Origin of the sequence: Rhodospirillum sp. A1_3_36 (assembly GCF_047263945.1) — a bacterium.
In the GTDB taxonomy this organism is placed as follows: domain Bacteria; phylum Pseudomonadota; class Alphaproteobacteria; order Rhodospirillales; family Rhodospirillaceae; genus Rhodospirillum.
On record NZ_JBLAVB010000004.1, the window covers coordinates 454,895 to 472,466 of the forward strand.

At 60.3% G+C, this 17,572-nt stretch carries 18 protein-coding genes; 14 read left to right on the forward strand and 4 right to left on the reverse strand.

What is annotated here, in order from left to right:
* Positions 1 to 26 precede the first annotated feature (26 nt).
* The 4 genes from ACLIRY_RS12360 to queC all read right to left on the reverse strand — a co-directional run bounded on the left by ACLIRY_RS12360 (position 27) and on the right by queC (position 3,037).
* The gene (locus ACLIRY_RS12360) at positions 27 to 1,043 is read right to left on the reverse strand and encodes an adenosine deaminase (protein WP_413205694.1); all 1,017 of its coding nucleotides are present in this window, start codon (positions 1,041 to 1,043) and stop codon (positions 27 to 29) included.
* A gap of 130 nt (positions 1,044 to 1,173) precedes the next feature.
* Complete coding sequence (queE, locus tag ACLIRY_RS12365; RefSeq protein ID WP_413205695.1) at positions 1,174 to 1,902, reverse strand: 7-carboxy-7-deazaguanine synthase QueE; 729 nt, start codon at positions 1,900 to 1,902, stop codon at positions 1,174 to 1,176.
* Entirely contained in the window at positions 1,899 to 2,309 is a 411-nt protein-coding gene (locus ACLIRY_RS12370; protein WP_413205696.1) for a 6-pyruvoyl trahydropterin synthase family protein, read from the reverse strand. The genes queE and ACLIRY_RS12370 overlap by 4 nt, the downstream gene beginning before the upstream one ends.
* Complete coding sequence (gene queC, locus ACLIRY_RS12375) at positions 2,309 to 3,037, reverse strand: 7-cyano-7-deazaguanine synthase QueC (RefSeq protein WP_413205697.1); 729 nt, start codon at positions 3,035 to 3,037, stop codon at positions 2,309 to 2,311. Before queC ends, ACLIRY_RS12370 begins: the two co-directional genes overlap by 1 nt.
* A gap of 412 nt (positions 3,038 to 3,449) precedes the next feature.
* Here queC and ffh point away from each other — a divergent pair, with 412 nt between their 5' ends.
* The 14 genes from ffh to ACLIRY_RS12445 all read left to right on the forward strand — a co-directional run bounded on the left by ffh (position 3,450) and on the right by ACLIRY_RS12445 (position 17,284).
* Positions 3,450 to 4,988, forward strand: coding sequence for a signal recognition particle protein (gene ffh, locus ACLIRY_RS12380; protein ID WP_413205698.1), 1,539 nt, complete (start codon positions 3,450 to 3,452; stop codon positions 4,986 to 4,988).
* 51 nt (positions 4,989 to 5,039) lie between these two features.
* Positions 5,040 to 5,438, forward strand: a complete 399-nt coding sequence (gene rpsP, locus ACLIRY_RS12385) for a 30S ribosomal protein S16 (protein WP_413205699.1) — start codon at positions 5,040 to 5,042, stop codon at positions 5,436 to 5,438.
* A 71-nt stretch (positions 5,439 to 5,509) separates the two neighbouring features.
* Positions 5,510 to 6,085 carry a ribosome maturation factor RimM gene (rimM, locus tag ACLIRY_RS12390; protein WP_413205700.1) on the forward strand — a complete coding sequence of 192 codons (576 nt, stop codon included), beginning with the start codon at positions 5,510 to 5,512 and terminating at the stop codon, positions 6,083 to 6,085.
* Positions 6,082 to 6,801 (forward strand): tRNA (guanosine(37)-N1)-methyltransferase TrmD, encoded by a 720-nt coding sequence (gene trmD / locus ACLIRY_RS12395; RefSeq protein WP_413205701.1) that lies wholly within the window; start codon positions 6,082 to 6,084, stop codon positions 6,799 to 6,801. The genes rimM and trmD overlap by 4 nt, the downstream gene beginning before the upstream one ends.
* The gene (rplS, locus tag ACLIRY_RS12400; protein WP_413205702.1) at positions 6,798 to 7,277 is read left to right on the forward strand and encodes a 50S ribosomal protein L19; all 480 of its coding nucleotides are present in this window, start codon (positions 6,798 to 6,800) and stop codon (positions 7,275 to 7,277) included. The genes trmD and rplS overlap by 4 nt, the downstream gene beginning before the upstream one ends.
* A gap of 274 nt (positions 7,278 to 7,551) precedes the next feature.
* Positions 7,552 to 8,958, forward strand: a complete 1,407-nt coding sequence (gene leuC, locus ACLIRY_RS12405; RefSeq protein ID WP_413205703.1) for a 3-isopropylmalate dehydratase large subunit — start codon at positions 7,552 to 7,554, stop codon at positions 8,956 to 8,958.
* A gap of 50 nt (positions 8,959 to 9,008) precedes the next feature.
* Positions 9,009 to 10,193, forward strand: coding sequence for an AAA family ATPase (locus ACLIRY_RS12410; RefSeq protein WP_413205704.1), 1,185 nt, complete (start codon positions 9,009 to 9,011; stop codon positions 10,191 to 10,193).
* Positions 10,190 to 10,756, forward strand: coding sequence for a DUF4276 family protein (locus ACLIRY_RS12415; RefSeq protein WP_413205705.1), 567 nt, complete (start codon positions 10,190 to 10,192; stop codon positions 10,754 to 10,756). Before ACLIRY_RS12410 ends, ACLIRY_RS12415 begins: the two co-directional genes overlap by 4 nt.
* A 6-nt stretch (positions 10,757 to 10,762) precedes the next feature.
* Positions 10,763 to 11,386 carry a 3-isopropylmalate dehydratase small subunit gene (gene leuD / locus ACLIRY_RS12420; RefSeq protein WP_413205706.1) on the forward strand — a complete coding sequence of 208 codons (624 nt, stop codon included), beginning with the start codon at positions 10,763 to 10,765 and terminating at the stop codon, positions 11,384 to 11,386.
* A 162-nt stretch (positions 11,387 to 11,548) separates the two neighbouring features.
* Complete coding sequence (gene leuB, locus ACLIRY_RS12425; RefSeq protein ID WP_413205707.1) at positions 11,549 to 12,658, forward strand: 3-isopropylmalate dehydrogenase; 1,110 nt, start codon at positions 11,549 to 11,551, stop codon at positions 12,656 to 12,658.
* Positions 12,659 to 13,728: 1,070 nt separating this feature from the next.
* Positions 13,729 to 14,376 (forward strand): cell wall hydrolase, encoded by a 648-nt coding sequence (locus ACLIRY_RS12430; RefSeq protein ID WP_413205708.1) that lies wholly within the window; start codon positions 13,729 to 13,731, stop codon positions 14,374 to 14,376.
* Between the two features lie 97 nt (positions 14,377 to 14,473).
* Positions 14,474 to 15,511, forward strand: coding sequence for an aspartate-semialdehyde dehydrogenase (locus ACLIRY_RS12435; protein ID WP_413205709.1), 1,038 nt, complete (start codon positions 14,474 to 14,476; stop codon positions 15,509 to 15,511).
* A 427-nt stretch (positions 15,512 to 15,938) separates the two neighbouring features.
* Positions 15,939 to 16,604, forward strand: coding sequence for an alpha/beta family hydrolase (locus ACLIRY_RS12440; RefSeq protein ID WP_413205710.1), 666 nt, complete (start codon positions 15,939 to 15,941; stop codon positions 16,602 to 16,604).
* A gap of 431 nt (positions 16,605 to 17,035) precedes the next feature.
* The gene (locus tag ACLIRY_RS12445) at positions 17,036 to 17,284 is read left to right on the forward strand and encodes a ribbon-helix-helix domain-containing protein (protein WP_413205711.1); all 249 of its coding nucleotides are present in this window, start codon (positions 17,036 to 17,038) and stop codon (positions 17,282 to 17,284) included.
* Positions 17,285 to 17,572 lie beyond the last annotated feature (288 nt).

The window sequence follows — 17,572 nt, forward strand, 5'->3', positions numbered from 1 at the left end:
ATATGATGATGCTGGGACGCAGTGCCTCAGCCACGTGCCAGATGGCCGTTCAATTCATCAAGCAGGGCAGCCTTTCTCTCCGGAGTCAGGAAGGCGCCTTCGATGCCATTGCTCGCCAGCTGGGCGAGGTCTACCCGGCTCAAGTCGAGTGCCTGGGCAACCGCGCGATAATTGTCACCCAGGTACCCCCCGAAATAGGAGGGGTCATCGGAATTCACCGTGACCTTCAGGCCCAGGTCCAGCATCCGTTTCAGGGGATGCTGCGCCAAATCCTCGACCACGCAGAGCTTATGGTTGGAAAGCGGGCAGACCGTCAGGGTCATCCCCTCTGCCACCAACCGGTCCACCAGGGCCGGATCTTCCAGCGACCGGTTGCCGTGGTCGATCCGATCCACCTTCAGCAGGTCCAGGGCCTCCCACACATAGGCGGGCGGGCCTTCCTCCCCCGCATGGGCCATGACTTTCAGGCCCAGGCCCCGGGCTTTTTCAAATACCCGGGTGAACTTGGACGGCGGATGCCCAACCTCAGAAGAATCCAGCCCCAGACCCAATAGGCACTCCCGATAGGGAAGAGCGGCTTCCAGGGTTTTCAGCGCATCCGCCTCGGGCAGGTGACGCAGGATACTGAGGATCAGCCCCGAGGTGATGCCCAGGTCCCGTTCCCCCTCCTCCAGGGCATCCAGAATACCCTCAATGGTCTCGGCGAAGGGAACGCCGCGCTCGGTATGTCCTTGAGGGTCAAAGAAGATCTCCACATGGCGGACATTATCCCGGGCGACGCGGTCCAGATACGCCCGGGTGAGATCTTGGAAATCCTGGCGGGTCCGCAGTACCGCCATGCCCTGATAATAGAGGTCCAGGAACTCCTGAAGATTGCCGAACTGGTAAGCAGCCCGGATCTCCTCGACCGAGTCGTAGGGCAAAGCCACGCCATTGCGGTGGGCCAGATCGAACATCAGTTCAGGTTCAAGGCTGCCCTCAATGTGCAGGTGCAGCTCCACCTTGGGCAAAGCTTGGATGAAGTGCTCTATATCGTGTGTCATGGCTCGAACATGGGGATGGAGGGGGGCTGTGCCCAGGGGGATTTGCCATAATCCTGGATGGCTGATGGACGTTTGACCGAGGTGTGACGCGGGTCCGGTTGGAAGGGGGGCGCCCTGATGCCCCCCCCGGTCAAACACCGCGCCGGTTGCCCCAGATCATCACATGCAATTGGGGGAGGACCCGGGCGGAAAACCAGCGGTCGGCGGTCACCCGCTCCGCCAGCCAGCGCAACCGCTCTCCGATCCCGTCCAGGTCGATGGCTCCGTCTTCAGTGTCTGGGGACGGAGGGGTGTGATTGCCCGGCTGCAGGGTGAGGGGAAGGGTTGGGAAGCGGGACGCGACTCCTTTGGCGAAGGTGTAATCTGCCTCGTCCATTACCACGACTTTCAGGGAGACCTGCGGTCCGTCACCGGCGGCCTGGAGACAGTCCGCGAGCTTCCCCCAATCTGTGACCATGCCCGAGGAGGGCGGCTTGGGGCTTAGGATGAGGTGGTCCAAATCAGCGAACCACGCCCGGTCAATGGATCCCTGCGTTTCCAGGGCGAAGCGATAGCCCTCGGCTTTCCCCCGGGCGATCACTCCCCCGAGGGGCTGAATCGCCGGATTGCCGCCCGAAAGCGAAATCATCACCGGATCCCCGCCGGACAACCGCGTGACCTTTGCCCAGACAGTGGCGGCGTCCATGGGCATCCAGGTTGCGCGGAATTTCGGGTCAACGGCGTGGAGCGTGTCGCACCAGGAACAGCGATAGTCGCAGCCACCAAGGCGAACGAAGACCGTGGGATGTCCGATCAACGGTCCCTCGCCTTGGATGGTCGGGCCAAAGATCTCACTGACACGCAGTATCCCCTCGGTCACGACCCGTTATCCGGTAACGCCTCTGCGGGCGGGGTATTCCCCAACGCCCTTTCAGGGCGATACTCCGCCCAAGTCTTTGGTGTCTCGGAAATCCGCACGGCTTCGGTTTCCGGCCATCGGGCCTTGCACCAGTCGAAGCAGGTCTTGGCGATATGCTCCGCCGTCACGCACTCATCGCCGAGCACATCATTCAAATGCCGATGGTCCAGGGTCCTGTCCAGCCAGTCCTTGAAAGGGGAGAGTTCCCGGTAATCCCGCACGAACCCCACGCCGTTCAAAGCCTCCGCCGCCAGAGCCACTTCCACCACATAATTGTGGCCGTGGAGGCGGCCGCAGGGGTGCTCGTCGGGAAGCTGCTTGAGCTGGTGGGAGGCCGAGAAATGGAATTCCTTAAGAATCCGGTACATCACCCTTCTCCCCTCGAGCCCAAACCGCGAGCCCGGGCGTCTGCCACAGCAGAGACCCAATAGTCTGGATCGGCATAGTCCGTGGGATCCTCCACCCCAGCCATGTGAAAGGCTTCCCGCCGCTCTACACAGGTGCCACAGCGACCACAGTGGACCTCGCCCCCTTTGTAGCAGGACCATGTCTCGGCGAAGGGCACAGCCAGGCGGGCGCCCTCTCCGGCGATATCGGCCTTGCTTTGGTGGACGTAGGGGGTCTGGAAGGCGATCGGACCCATGCCCTCCAAGGCATGGCTTTGCATGGTGGCGAATGCCTCACAAAAGCCCGGGCGGCAATCGGGGTAGATGAAGTGATCCCCGCCATGGACCGCGGCGGCCACGGCCTCGGCTCCCTGGGCGGAGGCAATGCCAAAGGCGATGGTCAGCATGATGGCGTTGCGGTTGGGAACCACGGTGATGCGCATGGTCTCCTCGGCATAGTGACCATCGGGGACGGCCACCGCATCAGAGGTGAGGGAGGATCCGGAAAGCAAGGCGCCAACGGCACGCAGATCCACGATGTCATGGGGAACGCGGAGGCGGTCAGCGCAGCGGGCGGCGAAGGTCAGTTCCTTGGCGTGGCGTTGCCCGTAGTCGAAGGAAACGAGGCGGGAGAGGGTCGCCTCCTGGGCGACCTTATGGGCCAGCGTGACGGAATCCAATCCGCCGGAGCAGATGACGATGGTTTTCATGGGGGTTCCTGTTTTTTACCGGGTAGGCTGCGACCGGGGTCCGTGAATTCGGACCAAGGGAGGTGTTTAGGGGAAAGGGACACGGAAGGAAAGAGGGCCGTTTGCAGTAAGGGCGTATTTGATGTTGGACGTGCTTTTGATACGTTGGAGTTTCTCCGTTCAAGGATGAGGGCCGGGGATCGTGATTGGGGATGGGGCCTAGGGAAAGCTTGACTCCGGCGCCCTCCAGCACTAGAAACCGATGCTCCGGTTCCGTGGACCATCCACGGGGCCGGTTTCGTGTCACCCATTTCGGTTGACCCATTGCCTCCGAGGAGGTCCGCCAGTCCGCGAGTATCGCGCACTGGCGCCAAACTCGTTTGCGTGGAGCTCACCGGGACGGGCCGAAACCCCAAGCCAGGGACCATTATTCATGTTCGACGGTCTGTCCGGTCGCTTAGGAGATGTGTTCGACAAGCTGCGCCGCCGCGGCTCCCTTTCGGAGTCCGACGTTGACGCAGCCATGCGCGAAGTGCGCGTCGCCCTCCTGGAGGCCGATGTCTCGCTGTCGGTGGTCAAGCAGTTCGTCGCCCAGGTGAAGGAAAAGGCCGTCGGGCAGGAGGTTATCCGCTCCGTCACCCCAGGCCAGATGGTCGTCAAGATCGTCCATGATGCACTCGTGGAGATGCTCGGTGGCGAAGGCGCCCTGGACGAGCAGCCGGATCCCCTCGCGCTCGGCATCGATCTGGCCCATACCCCACCGGTTCCGGTTCTGATGGTCGGTTTGCAAGGATCCGGCAAGACCACGACCTCGGCCAAGCTGGCACTGCGCATCACCAAGCGCGAGCGCAAGAAGGTCCTGATGGCTTCCTTGGACGTCTACCGTCCGGCGGCCCAACAACAATTGAAAATCCTCGGCGAGCAGACCGGGGTCGATGTGCTGTCCATCGTCATGGGACAAAAGCCCGTGGAGATCGCCAAACGCGCCATGAAGGAAGCGCGCGAGGGTGGTTACGATGTGGTGATCCTTGATACGGCGGGGCGTTTGCATATCGATGACGCCTTGATGGAGGAAGTGGCCAAGGTCCGGGAGATCACCAATCCCCGCGAGACCCTGCTGGTCACCGATGCCATGACCGGTCAGGACGCGGTCACCATCGCCCGCGAGTTCAACGAGAAAGTCGGCGTTACCGGCATCGTTTTGACCCGGGTGGATGGCGATAGCCGCGGGGGTGCGGCCCTGTCCATGCGGGCGGTTACCGGCGTGCCCATCAAGCTGATGGGTATGGGCGAGAAGATGGATGCGCTTGAGGCGTTCCACGCCCAACGGATCGCTGGCCGGATCCTCGGCATGGGGGATGTGGTCTCTCTGGTGGAGAAGGCCGCAGAAACCATCGAAGTGGCCGAGGCCGAAAAGCTTGCCAAGCGCATGGCCGAGGGCAAGTTCGACCTGGAAGACCTGCTGGCCCAGTTTCGTCAGATCAAAAAGATGGGTGATATGAAGGGACTGCTCGGCATGCTGCCGGGCGTATCCAAGATGCAGCGCCAGATGGCGGAGTCCAAGATGGACGACAATATGATCAAGCGCCAAGAAGCCTTGATCCTGTCCATGACGATCAAGGAGCGGCGCAATCCCGATCTGATCAAGGCCTCACGCAAAAAGCGCATTGCCATGGGTGCGGGGATGACCGTGCCCGACGTGAACAAACTGCTGAAGCAACACCAGCAGATGGCCACGATGATGAAGAAGATGAAGAAAATGGGTGGCAAGAAGGGCCTTGCGGGCCTCCTTGGTGGTCTGGGCGGTGGCGGCGATATGCCCCCCGACCTTGGCGCCCTGGGTGGTCCCGGCGGCCTTCCCGGCGGGATGCCGGGAGGGGGTCTGCCACCCGGTTTCCCCGGTTTGGGTGGCCCAGGACTGGGCGCACCCGGAGGCGTGACCGGCCGCAAAAGTGGTCGGAAGAAGAAGTAGTTCCGTTAAAAGTAAACAAGTCTAAGTTCAAGAACCAGGAGTAAGACGACAATGTCCCTGCGAATTCGGCTCGCCCGTGGTGGCGCCAAGAAGCGCCCCTTTTACCGCATTGTGATCGCCGACTCACGCTGCCCGCGCGATGGCAAGTTCATCGAAAAGGTCGGCATCTACGACCCCATGCTGCCCCGTGACAACGAGAACCGCATCGTCCTTAAAGACGAGCGGATCAAATACTGGCTGGGCGTGGGCGCCACCCCGACCGACCGCGTCCATCGCTTCCTGGCGACTGCGGGCCTGACCGGCGAGCGCGCCATCCCCAATCAGACCACCAAGGCCGAGCCTGGTGCCAAGGCCAAGGAGCGTCTGCGCGAAGCCGAGGAAGCCGCCAAGGCCGCCGCCGAAGCCGCCGCTGCGGCCGAAGCTGAAGCCGCTGCTCCGGCCGAGGGCTAAGGCCCTCGGTTTTTCCAAGGTTTCCGTCTGGACCCTCGGCTCGGGTCCCCGGATTACGGGACTAGGATGTGATGACGGAGCGATTGCTCGTGGGCGTGATCGTGGGCACCCATGGCGTACGGGGTCTTCTCCGGGTGAAAAGCTTCACCCAGGACGAAGCGGCCCTGTGCTCCTATGGGCCGCTGACGGACGAAGGCGGAAGCCGTTCCTTTGACCTGGTTTTCAAAAACCTGGCAAAGGGCGTGGTTCTCTGTGCGCTCAAGGGGATCGATGACCGTGACGCTGCCTTGGCATTGAAGGGCACACGGCTCTATATGGACCGGTCCGCCCTGCCCAAGGACGCGTTGGAGGAGGACGAGTACTACCACGCCGATTTGATCGGATTACCGATCGAACGGGCTGACGGGGGCAACCTCGGGGTGGTGCGTGCGGTCCATGACTTCGGCGCGGGCGACATGTTGGAGGTCGCCCTGTCGGAAGATGCCTCCAAGGTCGTGTTCCTGCCCTTTACCCAGGCCTGCGTGCCGGTGGTGGATATCAAGGCGGGCCGTCTCGTGGCCGATCCTCCGCCGGGCCTCCTTGACGGGGGCGAGGCGGACGAGAAGGCGCCGGAATCTGTTCAAGACCAAGGGGAGGTGTCCCCGTGAGCTTGCGCGCCGTCGTCTTGACCCTCTTCCCGGAGATGTTTCCCGGACCCCTTGGCCATTCCCTCGCGGGGAAGGGCCTCGAAAGCGGGACCTGGAGCCTGGAAACGGTGGATATCCGGGGATTTGCCACGGATAAGCACCGCACGGTGGACGATACACCCTTCGGTGGCGGGGCTGGCATGGTCATGCGCCCCGACGTCGTGGATGCGGCCATCGAGGCCTCCTGGCCCAAGGATGGCCCCCTGGTTTACCTGACCCCCCGGGGAAAGGTGCTGGATCAGGCCATGGCCTGGGACCTGTCCCGCCAACCTTCTTTGACCCTGCTCTGCGGGAGATACGAAGGGGTGGACCAGCGGGTTTTGGACGAACGCGAGATGCTGGAGATCAGTGTCGGCGATTTCGTCCTGTCTGGGGGAGAGGCGGCTGCCCAATTGGTGCTGGATGCCGTCGTGCGTCTGCTGCCCGGTGTGGTCGGCAAGACGGAATCCTTGGAAGACGAGAGTTTCGAGCGGGGGCTCCTGGAGTATCCCCAGTATACGCGTCCCGCCGATTGGCGGGGTAGGACGGTGCCAGAGGTTTTGACCTCTGGGCACCATGGCAATGTGGCCGCTTGGCGATTGGCCCAGGCGGAGGACATCACTCGGACGCGGCGACCGGACCTATGGGATCGGTATCTTGCGGGCCGAGGTGACTTGAACAGAGGATGCGGACAATGAACATCATTCAGCAGCTTGAGAAGGAGCAGATGGAAAAGCTCCTGGAGACCCGGGGCGTTCCCGAGTTCTCCCCCGGCGATACCGTCAAGGTCCACGTGAAGGTGGTCGAAGGCACCCGCCAGCGCGTGCAGGTCTACGAGGGCGTGTGCATCGCCCGTCGGAACGCGGCCCTGAACAGCTCCTTCACCGTGCGCAAGATCTCCTTCGGTGAAGGCGTGGAGCGTGTCTTCCCGCTCTATGCCCCGACCATCGACCGGATCGAGGTCGTGCGTCGCGGTCAGGTTCGCCGCGCGAAGCTGTACTACCTGCGTGGCCGTCAGGGCCGTTCCGCCCGTATCGTCGAGAATATCACCTCGACCCAGAAGGCCCTGGCCAACGAGCGGGCCATCACCCAGGAGCGTAAACTGAACGCCAAGGCCGAAGACAAGCCTGCGGGCAAGCCCGACGGCAAGGCCAAGCCCAAGGGGAAGAAGTAGACTCCTTCGGGTTTTTGGAAGCCTCCTCCTGGTTCGGGGGCTTCCTTCCGGCGACGACCGTCCGCCCTCCGCCCGCCATCTCCGAAAAGGAGGTGGCGGGTTAGGCGGTTTCGGCCTGTCCGGACTGGTGTTCGATTTTCATGTTTCGCGCGCACCATGGCGATAACATTCCATCTGCCATTTCCCGCGCGAACCCCTTAGGATCCGGCTTCGACATGTCGTCGAAACCAACAAAGGGCCCCTCGACGGGGCGTAGGCAAGGGAGCGTCACGGTATGGGTAAGCCCACGACCCTGTTCAACAAGATCTGGCAAAGCCACCTCGTGGACCAGCAGGACGATGGGACCTGCCTGATTTACATTGACCGCCATCTGGTGCACGAAGTGACCAGTCCCCAGGCCTTTGAAGGCCTGCGCATGACCGGTCGTCAGGTCCGTCGCCCGGAAGCGACTTTGGCCGTGGCCGATCACAACGTGCCGACCACCGACCGGTCCAAGGGGATCGAGGACGAGGAAAGCCGTATCCAGGTGGAAGCCCTGGAAGCCAACACCAAGGAATTCGGTGTCCCCTATCTCGCCATGGATGATATCCGTCAGGGGATTGTGCACATCGTTGGCCCCGAACAGGGGTTCACCCTGCCCGGTGCCACCATCGTCTGCGGTGACAGCCACACCTCGACCCATGGGGCCTTCGGCGCCCTGGCGTTTGGTATCGGCACCTCAGAGGTGGAGCATGTGCTGGCCACCCAGACCCTGCGCCAGTCTCCGGCAAAGGACATGCTGGTCAAGGTGGATGGAGACCTGCCCCCGGGCACAACCGCCAAAGACATTGTGCTGGCCATTATCGGGCAGATCGGTACGGCGGGCGGCACCGGCTATGTGATCGAATACGCAGGCGAGGCGATCCGTCGGCTGTCTATGGAAGGCCGTATGACGGTCTGTAACATGACCATCGAGGCGGGCGCACGCGCCGGTCTGATTGCGCCGGACGAAACGACCTTCGAATACCTGAAGGGTCGTCCGGGATCGCCCAAGGGCGCGACCTGGGACGCCGCTGTGTCCTATTGGAAGACCCTGAAGACCGACGAGGGCGCCACTTTCGATAAGGTGGTGGAAATCGACGCTTCGACCATCATCCCACAGGTAACCTGGGGCACCAGCCCGGAAAACGTGGCACCGATCACCGGGTCCGTTCCCAACCCCGCCGATGTGGCCGATGCGGGGCGCCGGACGGCCATGGAGCGGGCGTTGGCTTACATGGGTCTGGAAGCGGGCACACCCCTGACCGAGGTCAAGATCGATCGGGTCTTTATCGGCTCCTGCACCAATGGCCGGATCGAAGATCTGCGCGCCGCCGCCTCCATCGCCAAAGGCCACAAGGTCGCCGAGACCGTCAACGCCATGGTCGTTCCGGGGTCTGGATTGGTGAAGGAACAGGCCGAGGAAGAAGGTCTGGACAAGATTTTCATCGAGGCCGGTTTCGAATGGCGCGAACCCGGGTGCTCCATGTGCTTGGCCATGAATGCCGACAAGCTGTCGGCGGGCGAGCGCTGCGCGTCGACCTCCAACCGCAACTTCGAGGGCCGTCAGGGCCGGGGGGGGCGCACCCATCTGGTGAGCCCGGAAATGGCCGCCGCGTCCGCCATCAAGGGCACGCTGGCCGATCCGCGCGAGTTCCAGTGAACCCTTCGATGAGTCGGACTGGACAGCAGTAGGGGAGAGGGGCGGGAGTCATGAAGCTCGAGCGACTTCGGGTTAAAAATTTCAAATCCCTGAGGGATGTCTCCATGGAGGAGATCCCCCCCTTTTGCGTGGTTGTCGGTCAGAACGGCGTTGGCAAAACCACCCTGTTCGAGGTTTTCGGTTTCCTGCGGGATTCCCTGGCGAGCGATGTCCGTTCGGCTTTTATGCGGCGGGGTGGCTTTCACGAGGTGGTGTCGAGGGGAAGCGAAGGGGAGACCATTTTCCTGGAGTTGGCCTTTCGCATGGAGTTGTCCGGCAAAGACCGTCTTGTCACCTATTCCGTCGAATTGGGGGTCGAGGGCCGACGACCCCACATTGTCCGGGAGATCCTGAAGTACAAAAGGGCCGCCCATGGGCGGCCCTACCATTTCCTTGATTTCACGCGGGGGAAGGGATATGCGATTTCCAACGAGGAAGATTTCGACAAAAGCGACGAGCACTTGGACCGAGAAGACCAGGCGCTGGACGATAACGAACTCGCCATCAAAGGCCTTGGTGTCTTCCGCAAGTTCAAAGCCGCCAACGCGGTCCGTTCCCTGATCGAAGGGTGGCATCTCTCAGACTTTCATATTACTGCGGCGCGGGAGGTGAAAGACGCCGGTGTCGCCGAAAGCCTGTCGGTCGACGGTGACAATCTGGCTCTGGTCACTCAATACATGTTCGAGCAGCATCCGGATCTGTTCATCAGGTTGTTGGATAAAATGCGGCGCCGGGTACCGGGCGTGGATGGGGTCGAGGCCCACCAGATGGACGACGGGCGTGTGTCGCTCCGTTTTTCCGATGGCACCTTCAACACCCCCTTCATTGGACGCTTTGTTTCCGATGGTACGATCAAGATGTTCGCCTATCTCGTGCTGCTGCATGACCCTGCGCCCCACCCCCTGTTATGCGTGGAGGAGCCGGAAAATCAGCTTTACCCCACACTTCTGGGGGAACTTGCCGAGGAGTTTGAGGAATACGCCGAACGGGGTGGGCAGGTTTTCGTGTCGACCCACTCCCCGGATTTTCTGAATGCCGTGCCGCTTGAAAGCATCTGGGTGATGGAAAAGCGCGACGGATTCACAGAGGTAGCCAGGGCATCAGAGGACGCCATTCTGGAGTCCCTGGTTCGCGAGGGGGATCTTCCCGGATATCTCTGGCGCCAAGGGCTTTTCGGGGGGCTGGGCCGACAATGACGCTGGTGGTCGTTTTGGTGGAAGAGCCGTCCATCGCCCTGCTTCTCAGGGACCATATTTTGCCGGGCATCTTGGGGGATCGGCCCTTTCGGGTGATCCCCCATCAGGGAAAATCCGATTTGGAAAAGTCCATTCCCCGCAAGCTCAAGGCCGCATGGCCGCCGGGAACACGGTTCATGATCCTGCGGGACAATGACGGCGGTGACTGTCTTGCGCTCAAGGAGCGTTTGACAAAGCTCTGTCCCGAGAGCAAGCGGAGCCATACGGTGGTTCGGATCGTTTGTCAGGAACTCGAGTCGTGGTATTTAGGCGATCTTCTCACCATTGATCGGTCGGGACTGGTTCCCGGCAGTCGGTTCGAGAGGGACCAGCGGAAGGCCAAATACCGTGATCCCGACCGTTTGGCCAATGCGAAGCAGGAAATGAAAACTCTGGTCAAAGTCTACAAGCCACTTTCCGGCGCTGGTGCGATTGGACCGCATCTTGATGTGGGCCGCAATCAGTCCAGGAGTTTTCAGGTTTTCGTGGACGGCATCCGGCGTCTCGCGAACGAACGAGGGTAGGAAAAAATGGAAAAGTTCACCACGCTGACCGGTGTCGCGGCCCCCATGCCGCTGATCAACATCGACACCGACATGATCATCCCCAAGCAGTTCCTGAAAACCATCAAACGGACCGGCCTGGGCAAGAACCTGTTCGACGAGATGCGCTTCAACGAGGACGGGTCGGAGAACCCGGATTTCGTCCTCAACAAGGCCGCTTGGCGGAAATCCAAGATCCTCGTTGCCGGAGACAACTTTGGCTGCGGATCCTCCCGCGAGCATGCGCCTTGGGCCCTGCTGGATTTCGGCATCCGCTGCGTGATCTCTACCAGCTTCGCTGATATCTTCTACAACAACTGCTTCAAGAACGGCATTCTCCCCATCGTCCTGCCCCAGGAAGACGTGGACAAGCTGATGGAAGACGCTGAGCGGGGCGCGAACGCCACCGTGACCATTGACCTGGAAAAGCAGGTCATTACCGGTCCGGACGGCGGTGAGGTTGCGTTCAATGTGGATCCCTTTCGCAAACATTGCCTGTTGAACGGTCTGGACGACATCGGTCTGTCCCTCCAGAAGGCCGATAAGATTGAGGACTTCGAAAAGACCCGCGAGACCCAGGCCCCCTGGATGGTCAACGCCAAGTCCGCCTGATGAGCCGGGGGCACGCGCCCCCAAAGCCCCCTGACCGGGGAGCCTGGGGCTCCCCGACTCCCGTGAAGAAAAAATGGAGGTCTGGAGGCATTGCCTCCAGCCGGGTTGCGGGCGGGAGCCCGCTGGCCGAAGACCATCTACACCACGAAGAGGAAGCATCCGATGCCCGAGACGAAAAAGATTCTGTTCCTGGCCGGTGACGGCATCGGCCCCGAGGTAATGGGCCAGGTCCGTCGCGTGATGGATTGGTTGGCAAAGGAAGGTCGAGCCTCCTTCGAAGTGGAAGAGGGTCTGGTTGGCGGCTGCGCCTATGACGCCCATGGCACGCCCCTGCACGATGACACGATGAAGCTGGCGCTTGAGGCTGACGCGGTGATGCTGGGCGCCGTCGGTGGTCCCAAGTGGGATGCGGAACTGCCCTTCGAGCTGAAGCCCGAGCGCGGCCTGCTGCGCCTGCGCAAGGAAATGGAGCTGTTCGCCAACCTGCGTCCAGCCCTGGTTTTCGACGCCTTGGCCGAAGCCTCCAGCCTGAAGACCGATTTGGTTGCCGGACTGGATATCATGATTGTCCGCGAACTGACGGGCGGTGTCTATTTCGGCGAACCCCGGGGCATCACCGAGCTGACCAACGGCGAGCGCCGGGGGGTCAACACCCAGGTCTACGAGACTTACGAGATCGTGCGGGTGTCCGAGGTGGCCTTCGATCTTGCAGGCAAGCGCGGGAAACGTCTGTGCAGTGTCGAAAAAGCCAACGTGATGGAAAGCGGCCTGCTCTGGCGGGAAGAAGTGACGCGGATCTCTGCCAAATATCCGGATATTGAACTGTCCCACATGTACGCTGATAACTGCGCCATGCAATTGGTGCGGGCCCCCAAGCAATTCGACGTGATCGTTACCGATAATCTGTTCGGTGACCTGCTGTCCGATTGCGCCGCGATGTTGACCGGTTCCCTGGGCATGTTGCCCTCGGCCAGCCTTGGCGCCGCAGATGCCACGGGTATTCGGAAGGCCATGTACGAACCGGTTCACGGGTCCGCTCCCGACATTGCCGGTCAGGACAAAGCCAACCCGCTGGCAACCCTGCTCAGCTTCTCCATGATGCTGCGCTATAGCTTCGACATGGCAGCAGAGGCCGATCTGGTGGACGATGCCGTCAAGGACGTGCTCAACGACGGGGTCCGCACCGGGGATATCATGCAGCCGGGCATGACCCTGGTGGGCACCACCGGCATGGGCGATGCCCTGATTGCCGCAATGGAAAAGCGGTCCTAGAGTGCTCCGAGATCAAGTTGGGCCATTTCTTGGCCCAACTTGATCTCAAAGGCACTCTAAGCACTTTCTCAAAAAAATGAATCCGCCCTTTCGATAGGGCTTAAAAGGCGCGCCGAGGAGACCTCTGGCGCGCCCTTTTTGTGGGGCGACCAACGGAATGGGGAGGCTGACCCATGGGAAAACGGCATTTCATTTCAGTTTAATCACAATAAGCCTTTGCACATTTTCGGTGGATCCGACTCCGCGTGAACACATCCAAAAGAAAGAAGAACCTCACTTTTTCAGGTCCTTATGCCGTCCTCTGAACCATATCTGCGATTCGACCTGAAGGGATAACCGGGCGTGAGACGGTGCCACATCATCGTCGCATAACCACAACCCACGCTTAACCCATTGATATCGAAAAAAATGGGCGCCGACAGAGCGACGCCCATGAGAGTGGACCACATGAGGAACTGGTATGGTCGGCCAAGCGACTGTCGGGGGATAGAATGACCGGTCGTTTGGCTCTGGATCAGGTCTAATCCCATTACCTCTCCTAAGCATTGATAATTCGCAAGGTCGAGCGCTGAAGACGTTTAATTAGTTTTAACTTCAAAACAATGCCATTTTGTCATTGACATTGTGGCTTTCACGCCACAGGGTTTAAGGGAACAGTATCCCACCACCCCGCATGGGATTGTTAACTGCCCCTGGTTTGCCGTATTTCTTACACAGCATCGCCATGCAAACCGAATAGGTCTGCAGCGTGGATTTTGATGCGATACGATTAATGTTGCAGCGCAATAAACTTCCTGGTACTCCGATCCGCATTGGCTCGGAGTGACGGCCCCCTTGCGAAGGGCCCTCCGAGATCGTTTGCTGGGAACAGTTCACGGGAAAAGGAGATTGGCCCAACCTTGACGATGGTTGGGGCGATCGCGAGAGCGACGGTTTTTGTGTTCGTGACATCCGGAGTAGCGCGGATGTCCGGGCAGGAAGGCCCCTCGGATAGAAACGAAAGGGCCGCGCCGAAGGCACGGACGCCCAGAACAGGGCGGCTGCTTGATCGCGCGGATAAGAAACAGCCGATGAGACTTATCCTGACCGCTCTGGCGATGTTAATCGCCAGCGCCACGGTTGCGGGAGCGATAGAGCTTCCCAAGGATATCCGCGTTGGCGCGGGTACGCTAACAGTGTCCAAACAGGACATGCTTTGTCTGGCGTTGAACGACTATTGGGAAGCCCGGGGCGAGACACTCCGGGGCCGCGTTGCTGTGGCCCAGGTGGTCATGAATCGCGCCCGGGACCCCCGTTTCCCCGGCACCATTTGCGATGTCGTCCAGGAAAACCGGACTCGCGGCAAGAAGGGCTGCCAGTTCTCCTGGTATTGCGATGGAAAGGCGGACAAACCGGTAGAAAAGGACGCTTGGCGTTCCTCCATCCTACTGGCCATGTCTGTGTTGCGCCGGGATAACACCATCAATGATCCGACAGATGGGGCCTTGTGGTATCACAACACCAGCGTGACGCCCGGTTGGGCGCGTCGCCTGGAAAAGACCGCGCGAATTGGAACCCACATCTTTTATACGGATGAGGCGGCCGAGCGCCCCTCGACCCTGACTGCGAAACGCGTGGACAGGGACAGCAAAACCAAAACCGGGACGACCAATGTCCCGACCTCCTTCGTCGACGGTTCTGATATTTCGGCAACCGACGAGCAGGTGGCGGGGCAGTAGCGCAGCGGCTTCCCTTGATAACGTGGGCGACAGGGGGTAGCTTCCACCCCCTTCGGGGCTTTATCGCCCGCCCGCGACATCAGGGATTATAACGAACATGGCATATAGAGACGGTGGATACCGCGTGGCAGTGATCGGCGCCACGGGGAACGTGGGACGGGAGATTCTGTCCCTGCTGGCTGAACGGGAGTTTCCGGTCAAGGAAGTCATTGCGCTTGCGTCCGCACGCTCTGCGGGACGGCAGGTGTCCTTTGGCGAAGAGGAAATCCTAACCGTCCAGGACCTGGATAAGTTCGACTTTACCGGTGTGGATATCGCCCTCAGCTCGCCCGGAGCAAAAGTGTCGTCCGTACATAGCCCCCGCGCAGCGGCGGCGGGGTGCGTTGTGATCGATAACACCAGCCAGTTCCGTATGGATAAGGACGTCCCCCTTGTGGTTCCAGAAGTGAACCCCCAAGCCATTGCGGGCTACCAGAAGAGCGGCATCATCGCCAACCCCAATTGCTCGACCATTCAGATGGTTGTGGCCCTGAAGCCCCTACACGAGGCCTTCGGGATCAAGCGGGTGGTGGTCAGCACCTATCAATCGGTTTCCGGTGGTGGCAAGGACGCCATGGATGAGCTCTTCAACCAGACGAAGGGCATCTATGTGAACCAACCCGCTTCGGACTTCCAACAAAAGTTCACCAAGCAGATTGCCTTCAACGTCATCCCCCATATCGACGTCTTCATGGACGACGGGGCCACCAAGGAAGAGTGGAAGATGATGGCGGAGACGCGCAAGATTCTTGATCCGGACATCGCTGTGCACGCCAATTGCTGCCGCGTTCCGGTCATGGTGGGACATGCGGAATACGTGAACATCGAGACCGAGAAGCCGATCACCGACAAGACCGCCCGGGCCGTCCTGAGCAAGGCTGAGGGGATCGTGGTGGTTGATCACCGCGCCAACGAGGGCTACGTGACCCCCGTGGAGTGCTCCGGTGAGGATCCGGTCTACGTGTCCCGCATTCGCAAGGATCTGACGGTCGAAAATGGCCTGTCCTTCTGGTGTGTGTCCGATAACCTGCGCAAGGGTGCGGCCTTGAACGCCGTTCAGATTGCCGAGGTCCTGGCCCGCGATTACCTGAACTAGAGTGCTCCGAGGCCAGCTTGACTGACGCTGGTCCAGTTTCACTCTAAGAGAACGCCTTCGATTGACCTGTTTGGAAAGACCTCGGGTTGGCCCGGGGTCTTCCCTTGGTGGGGCAAAGGGTGAAGCCCTGTGACAGCCTGTTTAGGGCGGGCGGCGCCAGAGGACTGAGCTCATACTTTGCACCCGCTTCAGCATGCCCGAAGCCACCTTCACGATAGTTAGAGAGAAACGGAAACAGCGATGCACCTTTAGAGCATCTCGCCCTTTTCCGTCACCGGGCTTTGCCCCGCCCCCCCTCTTTGGCGAAGCTGAAGCCGGAAGGCCCCAGACCCCAGGCCATAAAGAGAGGGGGGCTTGGGGGCATTGGCCCCCAAATGGGTTTGGGCAATCGCCAAAAAAAGAACGGCCCGTTTTCAAGGAGCATCCCATGTCCTCCGACGTCACCCTTCCAATCCTCCGCAACGGACCCAAGGACGCTCCACTGACTGTTATCCTTGCCCATGGGGCAGGAGCGCCCATGGACAGCCCTTTCATGGAGGTCTTCGCCCAGGGGCTTAGCGCATACGGCTGGCACGTGGTCCGCTTCGAATTCCCCTACATGGCCCGGCGCCGAGCCGAGGGGGTGAAAGCCCCACCCGACAGGCAACCCAAGCTTCTGGAAACCTGGAAAGCCATCGTCGGCGAAGAATCTCGCACCAATGGCCAGCGCTCGCTGGTCATTGGTGGCAAATCCATGGGGGGACGCATGGCCTCATTGGTGGCCGACGAATTAGGTGTCGCCGGATTGTTGGGACTTGGCTTTCCCTTCCATGCGCCGGGAAAGCCTGAAAAGGCCGTCGACCGCTGCGCCCATCTGGCCCAGTTGACGACGCCCACACTGATCTGCCAAGGCACCCGCGACAGCCTGGGAAGCCGGGAGTCTATCGCGGCTCTTCCCCTCTCTTCTGCGATACAGGTGCACTGGCTGGAAGATGGCGATCATTCCCTGAAACCGCGCAAGGCCAGTGGCCTGACAGAAGCCGAAAACCATGCGAACGCCCTTGCGCAGAGCCACCGATTTCTTTGCAATATCGAAATTAATAGAGACCGATAAAATCCACATTTCTTGCATCATTTAAGTGAAAAACACCCTCTTAGTACTTGTCATTCCCCGATTCCGCACACCAACAGCCAGCGGCTCGTCTAAAAAACCATGCTCTTATCCGAGTAATCTCTAGCCAGTTCGGAACACCCACGGTATATGGATTCAGTCAGGCTCGAAGCCCCGCGCGCCTGACACATCATGGTTGCTGAACGGACAGTATTCTGTCCCAGCACACGATTGACCATCCATAAAGACTTGAAACAATCAGGGCACGCTTCCGTTCATCGGTCAGAGACACCTGTCCCACGATGTGCCAAACAGATCTTACAAAAGACGCTGGTACATTGACCGTGACGGTTTGGGGGTGAAGATCCAGGGCCAAGGGTCGCCAAAGAGCGACCCAGTCCTTTTTTCTAAGAGTTTGAGGAGTCACCGAACCCATGGACCAAATTATACAAGCGCCCGTCGTGCGCAAAAGATCGGTCACCATCGCCGGACACCGGACAAGTGTTTCCCTGGAGGAGCCTTTCTGGGATGCCCTTAAGGATCTGGCCCGTCTGAATGGCAAATCCGTCAACGATCTCGTCACGGAAATCGACACCGGTCGGTCTGGAAACCTGTCCAGCGCCATTCGCATTTATGTCCTGGACACCTATCGCGGCATGGCCCCATTTAATGTCTCGGCGTAGCTCACCACTCGAGAAACCCTAGAGCATGACGCGTAGAATGGGAGTCCACGGTACAGAACGGGGGATGTTTTCCCGTCACGGGGCTTTGCCCCGTCCCCCACCGGGGCCGAAAGGCCCCAGACCCCAAGCTCTTAATTGTAAGAGAAAAAAAGGAGGGGTGGGGGCATTGGCTCCCAAATGACCTTGGGCAATCGCCCAAAAAACACGAGACACTGTCGTGTACTGTGATGGGAAGCACTCTAAAATCTATATAACGAGAGGGAAACGAGTCCAGCTTGATGCAAGCTG

What these genes read in the sequence shown, in the direction of transcription:
- ACLIRY_RS12360 (WP_413205694.1), bottom strand. Translation starts at nt 1,043, where the DNA reads ATGACACACGATATAGAGCACTTCATCCAAGCTTTGCCCAAGGTGGAG.
- ACLIRY_RS12370 (WP_413205696.1), bottom strand. Translation starts at nt 2,309, where the DNA reads ATGTACCGGATTCTTAAGGAATTCCATTTCTCGGCCTCCCACCAGCTC.
- queC (WP_413205697.1), bottom strand. Translation starts at nt 3,037, where the DNA reads ATGAAAACCATCGTCATCTGCTCCGGCGGATTGGATTCCGTCACGCTG.
- ffh (WP_413205698.1), top strand. Translation starts at nt 3,450, where the DNA reads ATGTTCGACGGTCTGTCCGGTCGCTTAGGAGATGTGTTCGACAAGCTG.
- rpsP (WP_413205699.1), top strand. Translation starts at nt 5,040, where the DNA reads ATGTCCCTGCGAATTCGGCTCGCCCGTGGTGGCGCCAAGAAGCGCCCC.
- rimM (WP_413205700.1), top strand. Translation starts at nt 5,510, where the DNA reads ATGACGGAGCGATTGCTCGTGGGCGTGATCGTGGGCACCCATGGCGTA.
- rplS (WP_413205702.1), top strand. Translation starts at nt 6,798, where the DNA reads ATGAACATCATTCAGCAGCTTGAGAAGGAGCAGATGGAAAAGCTCCTG.
- leuC (WP_413205703.1), top strand. Translation starts at nt 7,552, where the DNA reads ATGGGTAAGCCCACGACCCTGTTCAACAAGATCTGGCAAAGCCACCTC.
- ACLIRY_RS12410 (WP_413205704.1), top strand. Translation starts at nt 9,009, where the DNA reads ATGAAGCTCGAGCGACTTCGGGTTAAAAATTTCAAATCCCTGAGGGAT.
- ACLIRY_RS12415 (WP_413205705.1), top strand. Translation starts at nt 10,190, where the DNA reads ATGACGCTGGTGGTCGTTTTGGTGGAAGAGCCGTCCATCGCCCTGCTT.
- leuD (WP_413205706.1), top strand. Translation starts at nt 10,763, where the DNA reads ATGGAAAAGTTCACCACGCTGACCGGTGTCGCGGCCCCCATGCCGCTG.
- leuB (WP_413205707.1), top strand. Translation starts at nt 11,549, where the DNA reads ATGCCCGAGACGAAAAAGATTCTGTTCCTGGCCGGTGACGGCATCGGC.
- ACLIRY_RS12430 (WP_413205708.1), top strand. Translation starts at nt 13,729, where the DNA reads ATGAGACTTATCCTGACCGCTCTGGCGATGTTAATCGCCAGCGCCACG.
- ACLIRY_RS12435 (WP_413205709.1), top strand. Translation starts at nt 14,474, where the DNA reads ATGGCATATAGAGACGGTGGATACCGCGTGGCAGTGATCGGCGCCACG.
- ACLIRY_RS12440 (WP_413205710.1), top strand. Translation starts at nt 15,939, where the DNA reads ATGTCCTCCGACGTCACCCTTCCAATCCTCCGCAACGGACCCAAGGAC.
- ACLIRY_RS12445 (WP_413205711.1), top strand. Translation starts at nt 17,036, where the DNA reads ATGGACCAAATTATACAAGCGCCCGTCGTGCGCAAAAGATCGGTCACC.